We start from the raw sequence: 18,564 nt of genomic DNA, 5'->3' as shown, positions 1-18,564 counted from the left end.
CGCAGAAAATTAAAAGCTTATGGCTCAAGCCGCAACCGGCGGAGAACCAGCTAGGCAGTCCAAGTACCGATTTGCATGCAGGACGGAACAGTATGGATAAAAATCATTTATTCATTTTTGTCAACGTTCTGTGGTGACTTACGAAAGCGATGGCCAACGCGGCGAACCAGACCAGAATCGTCGCCCCTCGCGGAAACCGGGCGAACAGGGGAGGCGCGATTCGCAGCGGCAAAGGACCGTCGAGGACGCCGGTTGCGCCGAGCGGAAGTTCGCGGAGAACACGCCCGTAGGCGTCGATGATGGCGGAAACGCCGCTGTTCGCGGCGCGGACGACGGGCAATCCCTCCTCGATCGCGCGCAGCCTGACCTGGGCGAAATGCTGATGGGGTCCGGCGGTCTGTCCGAACCATCCGTCATTGGTGACGTTCAGGAGGTAGCCCGGCCGCTCGCTTAAGGGGTCGTCGGGAACGACCTCGCCCGGGAAAATCGCCTCGTAGCAGACCAGCGGCGCCGCCTTCGGAAGGCCGGGTGCGGAAAGGCTCGCTCTGGCGGAGCCGGGCGAAAATCCCCCCGGCACATGGATGAATTGACGAAGGCCCAATCGCCTCAGAAGCGATTCAAGGGGCAGATATTCGCCGAACGGGACAAGGTGGACCTTGTCGTAATTGTCGAGTATGAGGCCTCCCGCCGAGACGACCTGAATGGCGTTATAGAATTTCACGGACGGCGCCGACGACGCCAGCGGATCCTCGTCGTCCGCGCCATTGTCCGCTTCATCCCGTCTCGCCGCCTGCTCAGCGGCCTCATCCGCAGCCTCCTGCGCGGCTTCCTGAGCTCTTGCCGCGCCGGTGAACAAAAAAGAATCAGGGGGCAAGAACGCGCCGATTTTGTCCAGCGCCCAGGCGTCGCGCGAGAGGACGAACGGGAACGCTGATTCCGGCCAGACATGAAGGGTCGCGGTCGCATGTTCAAACGCCGCATCCTCAGCGGGGCGGCCGGCTAAATTCAGGTAGTGTGAAAGGATCGCGACCTTGTTTTCCGGCCGGAACTTCGCATCGAGCGCGAGATTGGGCTGCATGATGCGGATCGCTATTCCGGGCGTGACGCCGGGATCTGGCTCCCCGAGGCGAAGCTCGCCAAATCCGATGATGGCGGCGAGCGCGGCGAGCGCGGCGAGAACGGGAGAGGCGGCCGAGCGCGGCGTCAGCTTCGCGCGGGGGCTGCAGACGGCCGCCGGGGCGGAGAACATCGCCACGGAAATGACGGTCAATCCGTAAAGTCCGACAATGGAGGCGAGTTGCGCCGTCACGAGATTTCCGCCCAGCGCCATGCCGAAATTGTTCCAGGGAAATCCGGTCAGGACGTGTCCCCGCAGCCATTCCGTCAGTCCGAGCCCCGCCGCGAGCGCAAAAAGGCGCCCGGATCCCGGCGACCAGAGAAGCCGCGCGAGCATGAAGCCAAACCCGGGAAAAATCGCGAGATAGGCCGGAAGGCCGGCGACGCCCAGCGGCAGAGCCCACAGAAATTCATCGGCGTCGACGAGAAAAGCGGCGCCAAGCCACCAGAGGCCGGCGACGAAATAGCCAAAACCCCACCACCATCCGGCCCCGAAGGCGCTCCACGCGCCGGCTGGAAGGCGCAAGCGCGCGGCTAGAGCGCTTTCCGATCGCATGAAGTCATGCGATCGATCAGAAATCGCTCCAGAGTCAAAAGCTTGAGCATAGTCTTGTAGATTGGATGGATTCAATCCGATCGGAATATGCTCTTGCTTCGCGGGCGCCGCCTCGACGCAGGCGTCGATGAGCCAGACGGCGGCGGTCATCGAAACGATCATCGCGGGCATGAAATCGAATGGCGCCATCGCAAGCGCGCCCACGGCGCCGGCGGCGAAGGCGATCAGGCGGCGTCGCCAGCCCCGGGCCGAGACAAGCGCAGCGTAAAGCAAGCGCATCAGTTCGCGCCCTCAACCCACGGACCAGGCAAAAAGGCGCGCAACAAAATGGCGTGGAAAAGATGGTTTCGCAAAGCGTTCTCGCTGCTGTCGCCCGGCCCTCGATTCTGACGCCCTTCTCGCGCGGCGCGCCGCAACGGGCAAGGCGCGGACGGCCAAAGAGCCGGGACGCCACGGGAGCTCAGGTCTCGCGGGGAATATGGGGGCGGGGAATGCTGGGGAGAAAAATATTTACCGCGTGAGAAGCCAGAGGCGTGAGGCCGTTTCGATCCGGTTCGCAACCTCTCAGTCCTGACTGTCCGGCGAACTCTCCGTTTTCGCCTCGCGGGCGCGCTCCGGCGGATCAGCCTTTGTCGTCGCGAAGGGACTGTCCTCGCTGACCCGGATCCTGATTCGCTTGACCCGGCGCGGGTCGGCGTCGAGCACCTCGAACTCGATCCCGTCTTCGGTGATGATTTCTCCACGCACCGGCACGCGGCCGGCGAGCGTCGTGATCAGCCCGCCGAGCGTATCGACCTCCTCCGCGTCGCTGATCTCGGTCAGGCCGCAGCCGGTCGCGGAGGAGACGTACTCGAGTCCGGCCCTGGCGTCGACGATGAAGGATCCGTCGGACACGGAGTCGATCCGCGGGCTTTCGTCGAGATCATGTTCGTCCTCGATGTCCCCGACGATGACCTCGACGATGTCCTCGATCGAGGCGAGGCCGTCGGTTCCTCCATATTCGTCGATGACGAGGGCCATATGGGTGCGCGTCGCCTGCATCTTCACCAGCAGATCGAGCGCCGGCATGGAGGGCGGAACGAAGAGGACCGGCCGGATGATTCCAGCCTTGGCGAGGGACATGTCGAGCCGCGCGAGATTGACGAATCGCGCGGGATCGACGCGAGCGGCCTCGGAACGGATTTCATCTCCGTCAGGGCTCGATTCGGACTCCGAAGTCTCGGGGGGCGCAGTCTCGGAGAGCGAAGTCGCGACATTCGTCAGGAACGCAAGGAAATCCCGGATGTGGACCATGCCGCGCGGGTCGTCGAGCGTATCGCCGTGGACCGGCAGGCGCGAATGGCCGGCGAGCCGGAAGGTTTCGAGCACTTCCGCCATGCTCGAGTCGAGCGACACCGCGATAATGTCCGCGCGCGGCACCATCACGTCCTCGACCTGCACCTCGTGCAGCCCGAGCACGTTCCGCAGCATGGCGCGTTCCTGCGGCGACACGTCGACGTCGGTCGAGGTGTCGGCGAGCGCATCCTGGATGTCGTCGCGGATCGAGGCGCCGGCGAGACCAAACAACGCCCGCAAGCGGTCGAACAGTCCAGGTCTTGCGCCTGCCGCAGGTCTGTCGGTTGCGCTCTCGCCGGGGGCGAGCACGTCGCGTTCGCTCATGGGTCCTCAGTTGGCGGCCGGATCAGGGGCGCCTTCGCAGATATCGCCTTCGAAGATATCGTCCTTGCGGATATCGTCTTCGTAAGGATCGCCGATCCCGAGCCTTGCAAGAATGCGACGCTCCAGCGTCTCCATCTCCTCGGCGTCGGAATTCTCGACATGATCATATCCGATCAGATGCAAAAAGCCGTGCGCCAGAAGATGGGCGGCATGATCGCGCAAGGGCCGGCCCGCCTCGGCCGCTTCGCGGGCAGAGGTCTCGAACGCAATGACGATGTCGCCAAGCATCGTCGCCGTGCGCAGATCGCCGCCCGCGGGAAAAGAAAGGACATTGGTCGGCTTGTCGTTGCCGAGCCATTTGCGATTGAGGCCGTGGACGAACGCGTCGTCCGAAAAAACGATGCTGACCTCGGCTTCGGGGGAAAGTTCAGCGCCGCTCAATCCGACAGCCTCGGCGATAATGGTCTCCGCGAGAGCCTGCGGATCCTCGAGGGCCTCCCAGCCGGGGGCTTCGATCGAACATTCGACGGCGGGCGCGGAAAGGGCGAGGGGCGAACCGGTCATTTACGCTTGTCCAGCGTTTCCCGATGCGCCGCCTCATAGGCGCCGACGATCCGCCGCACGAGGTCGTGGCGGACGACGTCGCCTTCCTTGAACACGACGTGGCCGATGCCCTCGAGCCCGGACAGCAGCGATATGGCTTCGCTCAGACCCGATTTCTGCCCGGGCGGAAGATCGGTCTGGGACGGATCGCCCGTCACGATCATGCGCGAGCCTTCGCCGAGCCGGGTCAGAAACATCTTCATCTGCATCGTCGTCGCGTTCTGCGCTTCGTCGAGAAGGACGCAGGCGTTGCTGAGGGTGCGCCCGCGCATGAAGGCGAGGGGAGCGACCTCGATCATTCCGGTTTGCATCCCGCGTTCGAGCATGCGGGGGTCCATGAAGTCCGCAAGCGCGTCGAAGATCGGACGCAGGTAGGGATCGACCTTCTCGCGCATGTCGCCGGGCAGAAATCCGAGCCGTTCGCCCGCCTCGACGGCGGGACGCGACAGGACCAGCCGTTCGACGGCGCCCTGTTCCAGAAGGAGCACCGCGTAGCCGACCGCGAGCCAGGTCTTGCCTGTCCCGGCCGGTCCTTCGGCGAAGACAAGCTCGTGGCGCTTCAATGTGCGCAGGTAGAGATCCTGCGCCGCGTTGCGGGCCCGGACCGGCCCGCGCCTGCGCGTCCCGATCTGCTCGAAGACGATGCGCCCGGCCTCGGCCTCCTTGGGAAAAAGCGATCCCTGCATCGCCCCTTCCTGGATGGCGCCGTCGACGTCGCCAAGTCCGATGCTCTGGCCGAGCTTGACGCGGGCGTGGAGATTTTCCAGCACGTGACGGGCGTGTTCACACGCTTCCGGCGGGCCTTTGATCGTCACCAGATTGCCGTTGGCGTTGGCGATGACGCCAAGTCTGCGCTCCAGCTTCGCAAGATTTTGATCATATTGGCCAAAAACCAGCGAAGCGTCGCGATTGTCGTCGAAAGCCAGATTGATCTCCGTGGACTTGACGTCCTCCCCTGGCGGCTTGAGGCCGGATCGCGCGAAGGGAGCGGAACGATCAGTTGGTTTCAAAGCGCGCCCTCGGGAGCAAGATGAGTCTCGGGAGCAAGATGAGTCCTGCCGGCGTCGTTTGACGCAGGATGGGGAGCCTCGCCTGGCGCAAGGCGCCCGAACAGTGAGTTGGGGCCTGCGCTGACGATCTCGACCGGCAGGACTTTCCCGATCCGGCCGACGTCCCCCTCGACCTGAACGGCCTGGAGCCAGGGGGTTTTCCCGGCGATCTGTCCCGCGTGACGGCCGGGTTTTTCGAACAGGACCTCGACGAAGCGCCCGATCATCTTGCGATTGAACTCCTGCCTTTGCCGCTCAAGGGCGTCCTGCAAAAGGCGGAGGCGGTTCGACTTGGTCTCATCGTCGACCTGATCCTCGAGTTCCGCGCCCGGCGTTCCAGGACGAGGCGAATATTTGAACGAGAACGAACTGGCGAAGCCGACCGCCTCGATAAGGTTCAGGGTGGCGGCGAAATCCGCTTCAGTTTCGCCGGGAAAGCCGACGATGAAATCGGAGGACAGCGCGATGTCCGGGCGCGCGTCCTTGATTTTGGCGACGAGGCGAAGATAATCCGCGCCCGTATGTTTGCGGTTCATGGCCGCAAGAATACGGTCCGAGCCCGATTGAACCGGCAAATGCAGGAAGGGCATCAGACCGGGCTCGTCGCGATGAGCCGCGATGAGATCGTCCGACATGTCCGCCGGATGGCTCGTGGTGTAGCGAACCCGGGCGATTCCCGGGATTTTCGCGATCGTCGCGCAGAGCCCCGCCAGCGACGCGGTCGCGCCCGTTCCTGTAGCGCCCGTTCCTGTAGCGCCATGGTAAGCGTTGACGTTCTGCCCCAGCAAGGTGACTTCGCGGACGCCTGCTTCGGCCAGCGCCGTCACCTCCCGGACGATGTCCGCGACAGGGCGGGAGCTTTCGGCGCCGCGGGTGTAAGGAACAACGCAGAAGGTGCAGAATTTGTCGCAGCCTTCCTGCACCGTCACGAAAGCGCTGACTCCGCGCAGACGAACCTGCTGCGAGGAAGCAGGCGGCAGAAAGTCGAATTTGGACTCGGCCGGAAACTCAGTCTCGATCAGGGCGCGTTCCGTCCCGGCGCGGCGCAGAAGTTCGGGGAGGCGATGATAGCTCTGGGGGCCGACGACGATATCGACCGCCTTCTGCCGGCGGATGATTTCGCCGCCTTCGGCCTGCGCCACGCACCCCGCGACGACGATTTTCATCTCGCGGCCGGCGGCGGCGCGCTCCGCCTTTTGTTCACGCAGCTTGCCGAGTTCGGAAAACACCTTTTCGGAGGCGCGTTCGCGGATATGGCAAGTGTTCAGGATTACGAGATCGGCGTCCTCGGCCCGGGACGTTTCGACAAAGCCCTCGGGCCCGAGGATGTCGGCCATCCGCTGCGCGTCATAGACGTTCATCTGACAGCCGAAGGATTGCACAAAAAGCCTGCGGCCTTCCGGCTCGTCCCCGGATCCGACCGCGTCCCTGGCCGCCGCGCCTTTGTGATCGAAACCTGACATCGTCCCCGCGATTTCAGAGGCTCAGCCTCTTTCGCCTGACCCTACACTCCGACGCCTGACAATACGACGTCTGCCAATCCGGCGCCTGACCTTATTATCCGGCCGCGCTTGCGCAAAGGCGTAAACGCCGCCTGTCCGTCGCGCCGGAGACCTTTTATGGCATATCGAGGCGCATGACGAGCGCCTTCGCTCTTCCGGCGTCAGCGGTCCGGTAATAGGCCTTGCGTTCGGCGACGGCGTGAAAGCCGAATGTGTCATAGAGCGCCAGCGCGGCGGCATTGTCCGCGTCGACTTCGAGAAAGAGTTTCTTGATCCCGATCGCGGACAGGGTCGCCAGATGAGCCGAGAGCAAGCTCCTGCCGATTCCGCTGCGGCGCCGGTCGCTGGCGACGGCGATGGTGAGAATTTCAGCCTCGTCCTGCGCCGCCCGGGACATGATGAAGCCGGCGAGGCCGAGATCCCTCGCGTCGATCGCGCCGCTGGCGAAAACCTCCGGCGCGAACAGAAGCTGTTCGATGTCCGTTTCCCGCCACGGATATGCGAAGCTGGCGGCGTGAATTTTCGCACACTCGGCGCTTCTCTCCACTCCGATGTTGCGAATGAAAGGGGCGGGCGCCTTGGCGAACGGACTGAACATCTGGCCGTCACGGCGCGGTCAGAGGCAGTGGGGACGGATCTTGTGGGTTCACGCGGTCTTTCGACGCCAAATCTTGCTCATTCGCCAAGTTCTCATTCGTTACGTCCTCCACCGGCGAGTCTTCCACCGGCGGCGAGTCCTCGATCGCCAAGATCTCGGTCAAGTCCTCGATCGCCAAGTTCTCAGCAGGAAAGTTCTCAGCCGGCAAGTTCTCGGCTGGCAAGTCCCTGGTCGGCAAGTCCCTGGTCGCTTGATCCTCAATCGCCGGGGTCGCTAGGGATTCCGCCGCTTGAACTTCGAGCCCATGGTCTTCACCCGCAGGGACTGGCGGCTTGACGTCGTGGACTTTCGTCTCCTGGGGCTTGGCGTCGGGCGCCTTGAGGTACAAGGGCCTCGGCGGCGAGAGAAGGGGATCGGCGAGCAGCCCGACCTTCGCGACGAAGACGATGTCCGGGACGGCGATCCCGTCGACGATTTCCGCGTCGGTGCCAACGGCCGCGGCTTCCGCCGCGAGCATCGGCGCGCCAGAGCCAACGATCCGTACCGGCCCCGCGCCGAGGGAGCGGGCTGCTTCGCGCGCCGGCGCGATCCGGGGCGAAAGAATGGCGCGCCCGTCCGGGCCAAAAGCGGTGAAATAGACATTTCCGTGCCGGGCGTCGATCGCGACCGCGGTGAGCCCCGGCTGCTGTTCGATGATCAAAGGCGCGGCGAAAGCGGCGAGTGTCGAGACCCCCACCACCGGAATTTCGCAGGCGAGGCCGATCGCCCGCGCCGCCGCGACGCCGACGCGAAGCCCTGTGAACGAGCCGGGACCGACGGTGACCGCGACCCGGCCGAGGGCGGGAAATCCGCCGGCGACGCGAGCCATCACCCGGTCAATCAGAGGAAGCAGCGCCTCTGCGTGGCCGCGCTCCATCGCGAGCGATTCCTGGGCCTCGGGAACGCCCGATTCATCATCGAGGACGCAGGCCGAAACGGCGCCGAGCGCGGTGTCGATCGCAAGGATTTTCAAGCGCGGCTCTCCTCCGGCGCGCCTTGCGGGGCCGCGCCCCGCCGGTCATGCCGGAAAAATCTGAGCGTGCGGGTGAACTGGGACAACGGTCTGGTCAAATCTGCTCCACGGCCTGCACGTCGGGCAAATAATGCTTTAGCAGGTTCTGAATTCCATGCTTGAGCGTTGCTGTCGAAGACGGGCATCCCGAACATGACCCTTTCATCGCCAGATAAACGGTTCCGTCACGGAACCCTCTGAATTTGATGTCGCCGCCATCGTTGGCGACCGCCGGGCGGACATGGGTCTCGATGAGGATCTTGATCGACGCGACCGTTTCCGCGTCGGTCGCCTCGAAAAATTCCTCGTCGCCGGTTTGGGGCGCGGCGCCGGCCTCCGCATTCAAGAGCGGCGCGCCGGAGATAAAGTGCTCCATGATCGCGCCAAGGACGGTCGGCTTCAATTCCCGCCAGTCGCCCTCGGACTTGCTGACCGAGATGAAGTCGGATCCGAAAAAGACGCCTGAAACGCCGTCAAGCGCGAACAGCGCCTGCGCGAGAGGCGATTGATCCGCGCTATCGGCCGATTTGATGTCGAGCGTTCCCCGCTCCATGACCGTGCGGCCGGGCAGGAATTTCAGGGTTGCTGGATTGGGCGTGGTTTCGGTCTGGATAAACATTGACTTCTCCCAAACGTCCGGTTCAAGGCCGGAGCTTGATGCGGATGAAAATAATTCTAAGGTATGATCGAGGCAGCGCCAAGGAGCAAGCGCTTCGAAGCGCGCCCTTTTCCGGGATGGCGACCCGAGGCGGTAGAGCGCTTTCCAGCCGAATGTGATCATTCGGTCGATCAGAAAGCGCTCCAGGATCAAAAACTTGAGCATATTCTTGTCGATTGGATTGATTCACTCCAATCGGAATATGTGCTAGGCGGAGGCGGCTCAGTCCGGGACCGCCGGAAGCCCGGCGCGGGCGAATCGCAGGGCCGTGCGGATATCCGAACGGAATTTTACGAGCGGCGGCCGCACTCCGTGAATCATCAGGTCGCGGCGGACGGCCCGGCTCGCGCCGCAGATGTAGACCGCGGTCCCGCGCCGCGCCGCCTTGCGAATCGAGCCTTCGAGCGTCGCCGCGGCGGTCGAATCGATCACCGGCGCCTGCGAAAAGTCGATGATCAAGGCCTTGGGCCGCAGCGCGATCTCGTCGAGAGCGGCTCCGACATTCGCCGCCGCGCCGAAGAAGAACGCCCCGGAAATCCGATAGACTTGGATGGCGGGATCGGCTGCGAGAGCAGGATCGTAATGCGCGTTCGTATCGGCGTCGGCTTCATCGGGAAGGGCGATGGGCCGGCCGGCCTGGATCTCGACCGATTCGGCCATGCGGTTGATGAACAGCAGGGCGCCGAGGCCGAAGCCGACCAGAATGCCTTCGGTCAGATCGCGGAAAATCGTCAGGAAAAACGTGGCGAGAAGGACGACCGCGTCGCCTCGCGAGGCGCGCAGAAGGACGCCGAACGCTTCTTTCTCCGCCATCGTCCAGCAGACCACGGCGAGCACCCCGGCGAGAGCCGCGAGCGGGATATATTTTGCGAGCGGCGCGGCGAGGACCATGAACAGCGCCAGAAAGACGGCGTGCGCCATGCCTGCGACAGGACCTCGCGCGCCCGCCCTGATGTTGGTCGCCGTGCGGGCGATGGCGCCGGTCACGCAAAATCCGCCAAAGAGCGCCGATCCGATATTGGCGAAGCCCTGGGCCACCAGTTCGGCGTTCGAACGGTGGCGGCCTCCGGTCATGCTGTCCGCGACGGTCGCCGACAGCAGACTTTCGATGCTGCCGAGCAGCGCAAAGGTGACGGCGGCGGGAAAGACGGCGAGCAGCAAGGCGGCCGAGAGATATGGTAGCTCCGGCGCGGGAAGCGATTGCGGAATTCCGCCGAAACGGGATCCGATCGTTTCAATCGGAAGCCCGAACGCCTTTGCGAGAACCGCCGCGAGGGCGATGGCGAAGAGCATGCCTGGCCAGCGCGGCCAAAACCGGCGGAACAGCGCGATGACGGCGATGGTCGAAAGGCTGATCGCCAGAGAATCGGCGTTGAAGGTCGGAAGGGCGGCTTTCAGCGCGGCGATTTTCGCGAGCAACGGGCCAGGTTCCGGGCCGGCAAGTGTGAGGCCAAGCAAGTCTCTGATTTGGCTTGCAAAAATAATGACCGCGATGCCCGCGGTGAAGCCGACGGTCACCGGATAGGGAATGAATTTGATATAGCCGCCAAGCTTCAGGAAACCCATCGTCGTCAGAAGCAGCCCAGAAAGAATCGTGGCGACGATCAGGCCTTCGATCCCGTAGGCCTGAACCGTGGTCCAGACGAGAACGATATAGGCGCCGGCGGGGCCGCCGATCTGGAACCGGCTGCCGCCGAGCGCCGAGACGATGAACCCGCCGGCGATCGACGTATAAAGCCCCCGGTCGGGGCTGACGCCCGATGCGATTGCGATGGCCATGGACAGGGGCAGCGCGACGATCGCGACGGTGAGGCCGGCCATGATGTCGGCGCGCAGGTCTGTCCAGCGATAATTCTCGTGAAGGACCGTCCAGAGCTTGGGGACAAATAGTTCGAAAAAGCTGGGTTCGGATCGTGCGGGTGATGGATTAAAACGCATCGTCTCGGAGCCGGAGGAGAACTACGGGAGATTTTATCATAGCCTTTTATTGGCTGGCGGCGCGTTTGAATCGACCCGCATAAATTTCGCTCATGCGTGGCCCGCGCCAACGCCCTTCAATAGCTTGATCCCGGCGCCGAATTGAAAATGCCGGTTTTTTCCCTCGACAAAGTTGGGGTCCTCGCTTGACGGAGGGCGGCGGTTGGGGTTCCGTCTACCTGGCGTGATCCAAAATTGAGTCGGACGCAGCGTCGCCATGCCCGCCTATGCTCGCATGATGAAAAAATTTAAGTAAGGAGGTCGACGGAAATGACAACTACACCCAAGAAGCCGCAAGCCGCGGCGAGCAAGGCTCCGGCAAAGGCTTCCGAGAAGGCTCCGGCCGGCAAAGCCGCCGCCAAGACCGCGAAACCGGCTTCCAGCGCATTTTCGAAACCTCTGCAGCCCTCGAAGGAACTCGCGGCCGTCGTCGGATCGGCTCCGCTGCCGCGCACCGAGGTCGTGAGCAAGGTCTGGGAATATATCAAGAAGCACAAGCTCCAGAACGAAGCCAACAAGCGGGAAATCCTCGCCGACGACAAGCTCACCGCGGTTTTCGGGAAGAACAAAGTCACGATGTTCGAAATGAACAAGTTTCTTGCGCAGCATCTAAAATAAACACTCGTGTCATCGCGCAGAGGCGATGCGCCCGCCGTGCTTGATCCGTCCGTGATCGACGGTGCGGAGCGCTCGACCGGACGGCGCAGACCTTTGCATTTAGGGCTGAGTCTAACGCGACTTCGGGAAGTCGGATTGAAATATCGACAGCTTGGCGAGAGCGACCTGCGCGTTTCTGTGATTTCGCTGGGGTCCTGGCTGACCTATTCTGGCGGCGTCGAACGGGCTCAGGCGGCGGCGTGCGTCTACAAGGCTCTCGACGTCGGGGTCAATTTCCTCGATACGGCGAATGTTTACGGACGCGGGGCGTCCGAGACGTTCCTTGGCGAAGTGCTGAAAGGTGTTGACCGCGGCTCCTATGTTCTCGCGACCAAGGCCTATTTCCCGATGAGCGACTCCGATTGGGGTCTTTCGCGGGCGCAAATCCTGAAACAGATCGACGCTTCGCTGAAGCGTCTTCGAACCGATCACGTCGATCTTTATCAGTGCCACCGCTATGATGACGAGACGCCGCTTGACGAGACCATGGCGGCGCTGACCGATGTGGTCCGCCAGGGCAAGGCGCGCTATATCGGCTTTAGCGAATGGCCGCGCGACAAGATCGAACAGGCGGCGGAACTTCAGTCCGCGAAAAGCGGCGCGCCGCTTTTCGTCTCGAGCCAGCCGCAATATTCGATGCTCTGGCGCAAGCCGGAACAGGACATCTTCCCTGGCTGCGCCGCCCTCGGGATCAGCCAGATCGTCTGGTCGCCGCTGGCGCAAGGCGTGCTGACGGGCAAGTACAAGCCGAATGCGCCGGCGCCCAACGATTCCCGGGTCGCCTCGCCTCAGATGGGTTCGATGATGCCGAGGCGATGGCTGGAGACGCCGGTTCTGGAAGCGGTCGAGCAGGTTCGGCGCGTGGCGCAGGAGGCCGGCGTCGGCCTCGCGCAATTCGCGCTCGCGTGGGTGTTGCGCCGGCGGGAGGTGGCCTCCGCCATCATCGGCGCGACGCGGCCGGCGCAGGTTGTCGAGAACGCGGCGGCGGCGGACCTCGAAATCGCGCCCGAATTGTTCGAGCGCGCCGAAGATATTCTCGCCGCCGTCAGCTGATGTTCTGAGGCGCCGTCAAGGCCAGTGCGGCGTCCTCCTTGAGCCGTGTCCCTGTCGCTTTGATGGTCTGGGCGAGACGCATGATCGCGAGGATGCGCGAACTCGCCTCTTCCGCCGAAAGCCCGCCGGGACGGATGTTCGAGACGCAATTGCGTCCGGCGTCGGTGGTGACGCCCGGCCGCGGATCGAAGGTCACATAGGCGCCAAGGCTGCGGCAGGCGGAGAGCCCCGGCCTTTCCCCGATCAGCATGACGACCATCCGTGCGCCCTGCGCGACTGCGATCTCATCGCCGAGGGCGACCCGCGCCTGAACCGCGACGACCGGAGGCGCGAAGACGAAATCTTGCGCCAGCAGCATCCGGCAGACGGTCGGCGCCAGCGTTTGCGCGGCGGCGGCGGAAAGCCCGTCCGCGATGACGATGGTTACGTCATAATTGCCGGGGATAAGCGCTTTTGCCGAGTGCGGCGAAAGCGCGCGGCCAAGATCGGGCCGTTGCAGAAAGGACGTGCGGTCCGCGGCTTCGCTGTGAACGATCGCCGGGGTCCAGGCGCTAAGTTCTTCCCCTAGTGCGTCGGCGTCGAGTTCGGCGTGGACCGCGTCGCGGGCCTGCTCATGCGCCAGCTGGAAGTCCAGCACGCGCCGGGTCGGCAGGCTGTCGCCGGTCCGCCCGAGGGCGATCCTCGCCGGCGTCGCCGCGCGCAGAAAAGCCCAGAAATCTTCCTGCGCCGAGGTCATGACGCGCCTCGCCCGAGCAGCTTCGCCGAGCGTCCCGTCAATTTCGGGCGCACCCGCGCGCGCGCATCCATGATTTCATAGGTTTTCAGCCAGGATTCGAATTCGGGGGCCGGGCGTAGCCCGAGCGCGCGTCGGACATAGAGCGCGTCGTGATAGGAGGTGGATTGGTAGCCGAGCATGATGTCGTCGGCTCCCGGCACGCCCATGACATAGGCGCAGCCTGCGACGCCAAGGAGGGTCAGAAGGTTGTCCATATCGTCCTGATCGGCTCTAGCGTGGTTGGTGTAGCAGACGTCGGCACCCATCGGCAGCCCGAGCAGCTTGCCGCAGAAATGATCCTCGAGTCCCGCGCGGATGATCTCCTTGCCGTCGTAAAGATATTCCGGGCCGATGAAGCCGACGACGGTGTTGACGAGCAGCGGCGAATAGCGCCGCGCGACGGCGTAGGCCCGCGCCTCCATGGTCTGCTGATCCACTCCGTGATGCGCCCCCGCCGAAAGCGCCGCCCCCTGGCCGGTCTCGAAATACATGAGGTTCGCGCCCTGCGGCGCTCGGTTCAGGCCGCGGACGGCGGAATGGGCTTCATCAAGCAGGGCGAGATCGACGCCGAAGGCGCGGTTGGCTGCTTCCGAGCCGGCGACCGACTGAAACACGAGATCGACCGGACCGCCGCGCGCGATGACTTGAAGCGTCGTCGTCACATGCGCGAGGACGCAGGATTGCGTCGGGATGTCAAAGCGAAGCCGCAGATCGTCGATCCGCTCGAGCAGCAGGAGCGCGCGGGCGGCGCTGTCGGTCGCGGGATTGATCCCGATGCAGGCGTCGCCGCAGCCATACATCAGGCCGTCGAGGATCGCCGCGCCGATGCCGGTCAGATCGTCGCTTGGGTGATTGGGCTGAAGCCGCGCCGAGAGTCTGCCCGGCAGTCCGATGGTGGTGCGGAAGCGGGACACGACCGAAATCTTTCTCGCCGCCGCGATCAGATCCTGGTTGCGCATCAGCTTCGAGACGGCCGCCGCCATCTCTGGCGTGATCCCAGGAGCGAGAGCGGCGAGAAACCGGCCGCTGGCTTCGTCCGAAAGAAGAAAATCGCGGAAATCGCCGACGGTCATCGACGCGACCGGAGCAAACGCGGCGCGGTCGTGGCTGTCGAGGATGAGCCGCGTCACTTCGTCCGTTTCATATGGAACGAGCGTTTCCCCGAGGAAGCGGACGAGTTCGACGTCGGCGAGGGCGATGCGGGCGGCGACGCGTTCCTCGCCGCTCCTTGCGGCCAATCCGGCGAGGCGGTCGCCGGCGCGATCGGGCGACGCGCGGGCGAGCAGCGTGCGCAGATCCGGGAAGACATAGTTCGAGGCGCCAAGGGCGCAGGCGTAAGACATCGGCGGTTCCCGAAGGCTCGCGGTGCGAAACGAATTATGGCCGGATTGCTACGAAGCCATTGCTTTTCCCCGTCCTTCCTTTATAAGCCGCTGCTTCGAACCGACCGGCTGTAGGGCTGCCGTGGCGGTTTGTTCGCTCGTTCGGAAACGAACGGGAGCGGGCGTAAGCCTGCTCATATCAAACACATGCGGGCGCAAGACGCCCGGCGGAGACGAGCAAAATGCCCAAACTGAAGACGAAATCGGGCGCGAAGAAGCGCTTCAAGATCACCGGGACCGGCAAGGTCATGTATGCGCAGGCCGGAAAGCGCCATGGCATGATCAAACGCACCAACAAGCAGATCCGGAATTTGCGCGGGACCAATGTTCTGTTCAAGAGCGACGGCGACAATATCATCAAGTACTTCCTGCCGAACGGCTGACGCCTCGCTGGCCACTTGTACTGTTTTTCCATTGAGAGCGTCCCCTTCGGCCAATGGCCGGATCGGCGGATAAGCGCTCTGGTTCCAAGCACTCCGGAGATTGATCATGGCACGCGTCAAACGCGGCGTCACTTCGCACGCCAAGCACAAGAAAACCCTCGCCGCGGCCAAAGGCTTCTATGGCCGCCGCAAGAACACGATCCGCGCCGCCAAGGCCGCCGTCGACCGCTCGATGCAATATGCGACGCGCGATCGCCGGGCCAAAAAGCGCGTCTTCCGCGCGTTGTGGATTCAGCGGGTCAACGCCGCGGTGCGCGAACTGGGGCTCACCTATTCGCGGTTCATCGACGGGCTCGCCAAGGCCGGAATCGAGATCGACCGCAAGGTTCTGTCCGAACTCGCCATCAGCCAGCCCGAGGCGTTCAAGGCGATTGTCGAGCAGGCGAAAGCCGCCTTGCCGGCCAAGCCTGAGCCCGCCAAGGCCTGAACTGCCGAAGGCCTGATTGCGCGGGGGAATGCCTCGCCAAGGGTTCCTCGCCAAGTATTTTTGGCCAAGTATTTGAAAAAGGCTCCCGCATTCAAATGCGGGAGCTTTTTATCATCAACGCAGGCGCGTGTGTCCCGACACGACGCTGAACTGCAATCTTTTGCCGCCTTGCGAACGCCCGCTCGCGGCGACCCGATGGCGATGTCCGCCCTTGCCGGCGCCTTGATGCTTCTTCTCGTGATGCGCGGCGTGCGCCCAATGTCCGCGCCGGGACTGCGATTTCGACGCTTTAGCCGGCTCCGACGACTCTGAATGCGTGTCCGGTGCGCCTGCGGCCGGCTCCTCAACATTCGCGACGCCGCCGTGAGCGTGAGCGACGGGGCCGAAGGCGGCAAGGCACTGATTATAGGCGTCGGGCGCCTGGATCGATTCGCAATCGTCGATCGTTCGGGGCGCCGCGTCCGCCGTTCCGGGCAGGGCGCCCGCCGCGACGCAGAGCGCCATCGCGCAAAAAAATTGAAAAGGTCGCAAGGTTTTATCCTCTCAAAGTCCTCTGAGCGCCGCGCCGGTTTTTTTCGCGACCTCGGCGATGATCCTGGCCGCGACGGCTTCGATCTCGGAATCGGTCAATGTCTTTTCGCGCGGCTGCAAAATCACCGAGACAGCGATGGATTTTTTGCCCTCGGGAACTCCTTTCCCTTCGTAGACGTCAAACACGCCGGCCTCCGAGATGAGGGCGCGATCGGCCGACATCACGGCCTTGACGATATCGCCTGCTTCGACGGAGCGATCGGCGACAAACGCGAAGTCGCGCTCAAGCGGCATGAAGTCCGAAAGTTCGAGCTTCGATTTCGTCTTTGTCGGCCTTGATTTGGGCGCCGGTATGTCATCGAGGATCAATTCAAAACCAACCAGCGGCCCCTGCGCGCCGAGCGCCTCAAGCCGTGCCGGATGAATTTCGCCGAAGGCGCCGATGACGTTCTTGGCGCCGAACTGGAGCTTCGCCGAGCGGCCGGGATGAAACCAGGGCGGTCCGCCCCGAACGATCTGCAATCCGCTGGTCGGCTCGCCAAGCGCGGCGACGAGGGCGAGAACGTCGGCTTTGGCGTCGAAGGCGTCGACGCCGCCCGGCGCGAGCGACCAGTGCCTCGCCAGGGAACCCGCCGGCGCGGTCCGGATCGCGGCCGCCGCGATTTTCTGGCCGCCGGGTTCGTCCCCAAGGAAAACCTGGCCGACCTCGAACAGCGCGGCGCCGCCATGGCCGCGGTCGGCGCTGCGTTGCGCCGCCGCGATCAGCCCCGGCAGAAGACTCGGACGCATGTCGGAGAGTTCTGGCGCGATCGGGTTCGCGAGGGCGAGAGCTTGCGCTCCTCCGCCGAACAGTTCGGCGCGCTGGCGCGAAATGAACGACCAGGTCACCGCTTCGACCAGTCCCGAGGCGGCGAGCGACCTTTTGGCGGTTCGGACGCGGCGCTGGGCCGGGGTGAGGACGGCTGTCGCGACCTGAGCGTTTTCTCTAGGGAAGGCGCGCGGCGCGACGCGGTCAAGTCCGGCGATGCGGACGATCTCCTCGACGAGGTCGGCCTTGCCCTCGATGTCGGGGCGCCACGACGGCGCCTTGACGACGACCCGGTCGCTGTTGCCCGGCGAACCGGCGATCTCGAATCCGAGCGATTCGAGAATGCCCGCCATTTCGGAGACGTCGAGTTCCAGGCCGGTGAGGCGCTTGACTTCGCTCCAGGGAAAAACGATGCGCGTCGCGGGGTGCGGAATTTTTCCGGCGATCGAGGTTTGTGAGGCCGTTCCGCCGCAGAATTCGAGCACGAGCGCCGTGGCGAGGTCGAGGCCCGGCAGGCAGAACGCCGGATCGACGCCGCGCTCGAAGCGGTAGCGGGCGTCTGAATTCAGGCCGAGCCTGCGTCCGCTCCGCGCGATATTGACCGGGTCCCAAAGCGCCGATTCGATCAGCACCGAGGTCGTGGCCTCGTCGCAGCCCGACGCCGTGCCGCCCATGACGCCGGCGAGGGATTCGACGCCCGCGTCGTCGGCGATGACGACATTGCTCTCGTCGAGCAGGTAGGTCTTGCCGTCGAGCGCCAGCAATTCCTCTCCGGATTTCGCCCGGCGCACGTAAATCGCGCCGCGCACCTTGCCGGCGTCGAAGACATGCAGCGGTCTTGCGCGGTCGAAGGCGAGATAATTGGTGATGTCGACGAGCGCGTTGATCGGGCGCAGGCCGATGGCTTTGAGCCGCTTTTGCATCCAGTCGGGGCTGGGCCCGTTGCGCACGTCCTTGACAAGGCGCAACGCGAAGGCGGGCGCGAGATGCGCGTCGCCCTCGGCGAGGTCGAGCCGGGCCACGATCGGGCAGGGAAACGCGCCCTCAATGGAGGTCACGGGCCGGTCCTTGAAGCGGCCTAGTCCGGCGGCGGCGAGATCGCGCGCGATTCCGTGGACGCCCATGGCGTCGGGACGGTTCGGCAACAGATTGATTTCGATCACCGGATCGGAAAGGCCGGCCCAGACGGCGTAAACCGTTCCAACCGGCGCCGATTCGGGCAGGTCGAGGATTCCGTCCGATTCGGAATCGAGTTCGAGTTCTGCGCCCGAACACAGCATTCCGAGCGATTCGACGCCGCGAATGACGCCTTTGCCGAGCACGGTGTTCTTGCTCGGGATCAGGGCTCCAGGCGGAGCGAAAACCGACTTCATCCCCGCCCGGGCGTTGGGCGCGCCGCAAACGACCTGCACGGGCGCGTCTCCCCCGGCGTCGACGAGGCAGACCTGCAGGCGGTCGGCGTTGGGATGCGGTTTCGCCTCGAGAATCGAGGCGATGACAAAGTCCTTGAGGGCCGCCGCCCGGTCTTCGACGCGCTCGACCTCAAGGCCGATTTTTGTCAGGGCGGCGGTAATGACCTCGAGCGTCGCGTGCGTCTCGATGTGATCCTTGAGCCAGGAAACGGTGAACTTCATTGCGGTCTCGGGAGGGAAAAAAGGCGAAACGCGTCCGCCCGTGGATATGCCGGACCTTTTCTTTCTGCAGCGACCGCCAATGTCG

Annotated in this window: 17 protein-coding genes; 4 read left to right on the top strand and 13 right to left on the bottom strand. The window is 64.1% G+C overall.

Going from position 1 to position 18,564, the window contains the following annotated elements:
- Positions 1-103: 103 nt before the first annotated feature.
- The 9 genes from lnt to BM177_RS09665 all read right to left on the bottom strand — a co-directional run bounded on the left by lnt (position 104) and on the right by BM177_RS09665 (position 10,730).
- A complete protein-coding gene (lnt, locus tag BM177_RS09705) occupies positions 104-1,951 on the bottom strand; it encodes an apolipoprotein N-acyltransferase (RefSeq protein ID WP_244532240.1) in 1,848 nt (615 codons plus the stop codon).
- A 285-nt stretch (positions 1,952-2,236) separates the two neighbouring features.
- Entirely contained in the window at positions 2,237-3,331 is a 1,095-nt protein-coding gene (locus BM177_RS09700; RefSeq protein WP_091681599.1) for a hemolysin family protein, read from the bottom strand.
- Between the two features lie 6 nt (positions 3,332-3,337).
- Positions 3,338-3,895, bottom strand: a complete 558-nt coding sequence (gene ybeY, locus BM177_RS09695; protein ID WP_091681597.1) for an rRNA maturation RNase YbeY — start codon at positions 3,893-3,895, stop codon at positions 3,338-3,340.
- Positions 3,892-4,944, bottom strand: coding sequence for a PhoH family protein (locus BM177_RS09690; RefSeq protein WP_091681595.1), 1,053 nt, complete (start codon positions 4,942-4,944; stop codon positions 3,892-3,894). The genes ybeY and BM177_RS09690 overlap by 4 nt, the downstream gene beginning before the upstream one ends.
- Positions 4,941-6,446, bottom strand: coding sequence for a tRNA (N6-isopentenyl adenosine(37)-C2)-methylthiotransferase MiaB (gene miaB / locus BM177_RS09685; RefSeq protein ID WP_091681593.1), 1,506 nt, complete (start codon positions 6,444-6,446; stop codon positions 4,941-4,943). Before miaB ends, BM177_RS09690 begins: the two co-directional genes overlap by 4 nt.
- Positions 6,447-6,600: 154 nt before the next feature.
- Positions 6,601-7,083, bottom strand: coding sequence for a ribosomal protein S18-alanine N-acetyltransferase (rimI, locus tag BM177_RS09680; RefSeq protein ID WP_091681590.1), 483 nt, complete (start codon positions 7,081-7,083; stop codon positions 6,601-6,603).
- A gap of 7 nt (positions 7,084-7,090) precedes the next feature.
- Entirely contained in the window at positions 7,091-8,095 is a 1,005-nt protein-coding gene (tsaB, locus tag BM177_RS09675; RefSeq protein ID WP_091681587.1) for a tRNA (adenosine(37)-N6)-threonylcarbamoyltransferase complex dimerization subunit type 1 TsaB, read from the bottom strand.
- A gap of 94 nt (positions 8,096-8,189) precedes the next feature.
- The gene (locus tag BM177_RS09670; protein WP_091681805.1) at positions 8,190-8,753 is read right to left on the bottom strand and encodes a NifU family protein; all 564 of its coding nucleotides are present in this window, start codon (positions 8,751-8,753) and stop codon (positions 8,190-8,192) included.
- A 261-nt stretch (positions 8,754-9,014) separates the two neighbouring features.
- Positions 9,015-10,730, bottom strand: coding sequence for a SulP family inorganic anion transporter (locus tag BM177_RS09665; protein WP_091681585.1), 1,716 nt, complete (start codon positions 10,728-10,730; stop codon positions 9,015-9,017).
- A 309-nt stretch (positions 10,731-11,039) separates the two neighbouring features.
- Between BM177_RS09665 and BM177_RS09660 the strand changes: the two genes are divergently transcribed.
- Together BM177_RS09660 and BM177_RS09655 are read left to right on the top strand one after the other, a co-directional pair.
- A complete protein-coding gene (locus BM177_RS09660; protein ID WP_091681582.1) occupies positions 11,040-11,387 on the top strand; it encodes an SWIB/MDM2 domain-containing protein in 348 nt (115 codons plus the stop codon).
- A 135-nt stretch (positions 11,388-11,522) separates the two neighbouring features.
- Entirely contained in the window at positions 11,523-12,479 is a 957-nt protein-coding gene (locus BM177_RS09655) for an aldo/keto reductase family protein (RefSeq protein ID WP_091681580.1), read from the top strand.
- On the opposite strand, the gene eutC is transcribed toward BM177_RS09655, so the two are convergent.
- Together eutC and BM177_RS09645 are read right to left on the bottom strand one after the other, a co-directional pair.
- Complete coding sequence (gene eutC / locus BM177_RS09650; RefSeq protein WP_091681577.1) at positions 12,472-13,215, bottom strand: ethanolamine ammonia-lyase subunit EutC; 744 nt, start codon at positions 13,213-13,215, stop codon at positions 12,472-12,474. The two genes, BM177_RS09655 and eutC, sit on opposite strands and share 8 nt — an antisense overlap.
- A complete protein-coding gene (locus tag BM177_RS09645; protein ID WP_091681575.1) occupies positions 13,212-14,597 on the bottom strand; it encodes an ethanolamine ammonia-lyase subunit EutB in 1,386 nt (461 codons plus the stop codon). Before BM177_RS09645 ends, eutC begins: the two co-directional genes overlap by 4 nt.
- Positions 14,598-14,818: 221 nt before the next feature.
- Here BM177_RS09645 and rpmI point away from each other — a divergent pair, with 221 nt between their 5' ends.
- Together rpmI and rplT are read left to right on the top strand one after the other, a co-directional pair.
- Positions 14,819-15,019 (top strand): 50S ribosomal protein L35, encoded by a 201-nt coding sequence (gene rpmI, locus BM177_RS09640; RefSeq protein WP_091681573.1) that lies wholly within the window; start codon positions 14,819-14,821, stop codon positions 15,017-15,019.
- Positions 15,020-15,125: 106 nt separating this feature from the next.
- Positions 15,126-15,506 (top strand): 50S ribosomal protein L20, encoded by a 381-nt coding sequence (gene rplT / locus BM177_RS09635; protein WP_091681570.1) that lies wholly within the window; start codon positions 15,126-15,128, stop codon positions 15,504-15,506.
- A 114-nt stretch (positions 15,507-15,620) separates the two neighbouring features.
- Here rplT and BM177_RS09630 read toward each other — a convergent pair whose 3' ends face one another.
- Both BM177_RS09630 and pheT read right to left on the bottom strand, forming a co-directional pair.
- Positions 15,621-16,037 (bottom strand): hypothetical protein, encoded by a 417-nt coding sequence (locus tag BM177_RS09630; RefSeq protein WP_139223579.1) that lies wholly within the window; start codon positions 16,035-16,037, stop codon positions 15,621-15,623.
- A gap of 12 nt (positions 16,038-16,049) precedes the next feature.
- Complete coding sequence (gene pheT, locus BM177_RS09625; protein ID WP_091681565.1) at positions 16,050-18,479, bottom strand: phenylalanine--tRNA ligase subunit beta; 2,430 nt, start codon at positions 18,477-18,479, stop codon at positions 16,050-16,052.
- Positions 18,480-18,564: the final 85 nt, after the last annotated feature.

It is taken from the genome of Methylocapsa palsarum (genome assembly GCF_900114285.1).
Classification (GTDB): Bacteria; Pseudomonadota; Alphaproteobacteria; order Rhizobiales; family Beijerinckiaceae; genus Methylocapsa; species Methylocapsa palsarum.
The sequence above is the reverse complement of the archived record's forward strand: the minus strand, read 5'-3'. Positions and strand labels throughout refer to the sequence as shown.